Below are 1,436 nucleotides of genomic sequence, written 5' to 3'. Positions count from 1 at the left end.
TTGTACTGACCCCAAAAAGTTAGACAATTAATTTAAGCAAAGGATTTAGTTCTGTATTGTACAGGGCTAAGTCCTTTTAGTTTTACCTTAATTCGTTTATTGTTGTAGTAATCAATATAGTCTACAATAGCTTGTTCCAATTGCTTAAGCGACTGAAACGACTTCTCATAACCATAAAACATTTCCGATTTCAGAATCCCAAAGAAGGACTCCATCATACCATTGTCTGGGCTGTTACCCTTACGTGACATGGATGCTTGAATTCCCTTACTCTCTAGGAACCGATGATAAGAATCGTGTTGGTATTGCCAGCCTTGGTCACTATGGAGAATGGTATTCTCGTAATGTTCCTCACCGAAAGCCTGGTCTAACATAGCTTTTACTTGTTCTAAGTTCGGTGATGTAGAAAGATTATAAGCGATGATTTCGCTGTTAAAACCATCTAAAACTGGCGATAAGTAAAGCTTTTGAGTGCTTGCTGGAATGGCAAATTCTGTCACATCTGTGTAGCACTTTTGCATTGGTTTGGTTGCTTCAAATTGACGTTGAATAAGATTATCTGCTTTCTTGCCAACCTCTCCTTGGTATGAAGAATACTTCCGTTTACGGCGAATTCGAGCCGTTAAACCAAGTACTTTCATCAGACGCTGCACCTTCTTATGGTTCACTACGAAGCCACGATTTCGTAATTCTAGAGTCATGCGACGATAGCCGTAATTTCCTTTATGCTCAGTATAAATTGACTGAATTTCAGCTTTAATATCATAATCTTTATCGCTTTGATCCAGCTGTTTTAAGTGGTAATAATAAGTTGAACGGGCAAGTTTAATAATCTTTAGAAGGATATCTAAAGAAAACTCTGTTACCAGTCCTTGAACAATTTCCGTTTTTCTTCTTGCTCCTTTTCGTCTCTCAATCGGAGTTCTCTCAACTTTTTTAGAATGGCATTCTCCGCTCTCAAGTACTCATTTTCTGCTTGAAGACGTTCTAATTCTGTCATATCTTCAAATCTCTTCTTTGGCTTACGTCCCATTTTAGGTGGTCTCCCTCTTGTTTTCTCAACAATAGTATACCCGTTTTTCTTATATTGTGCCAGCCAATTCGAAAGTAATCCACTACTTAGAAGAGCATAATCCAGAGACGCCCTAATTTGTGAATGCCCCTCAAGAAGAACTTTATCAATGATCTCTTGTTTTAGTTCAGGAGAATAGTAACAATTCTTTCCTTTTTTGACGAACTCTATTCCGTAACGATCAATCAATTTAATCATGTACCTAAGATTAGAATTGTTTATCCCAAATTTATTTGAAAGCTTCTCTAAGCTATATCCTTGTTTTCTAAGTTCATAGATCTGAACTTTATCATCATAACTCAATTTCATAATAAAACACCCCAAAAGTTAGATTTTTTCTGTCTAACTTTTGGGGTGCAGTACA

1 protein-coding gene is annotated in these 1,436 nt (G+C 36.8%); it reads right to left on the bottom strand.

Going from position 1 to position 1,436, the window contains the following annotated elements; translation table 11 throughout:
* Window positions 1-32: 32 nt before the first annotated feature.
* Window positions 33-1,381, bottom strand: a protein-coding gene (locus JQ841_RS02520) for an IS3 family transposase (protein WP_203180026.1) whose coding sequence is annotated in 2 segments (ribosomal slippage) — window positions 33-931 and window positions 931-1,381 — 1,350 coding nt in all. Because the reading frame shifts where the segments join, the coding sequence is not laid out codon by codon here.
* Window positions 1,382-1,436: the final 55 nt, after the last annotated feature.

This window comes from Streptococcus mitis, from assembly GCF_905187535.1.
GTDB lineage: Bacteria > Bacillota > Bacilli > Lactobacillales > Streptococcaceae > Streptococcus > Streptococcus mitis_BS.
Note: the sequence above shows the minus strand (reverse complement) of the source record. Positions and strands in the feature narration are given on the sequence as shown.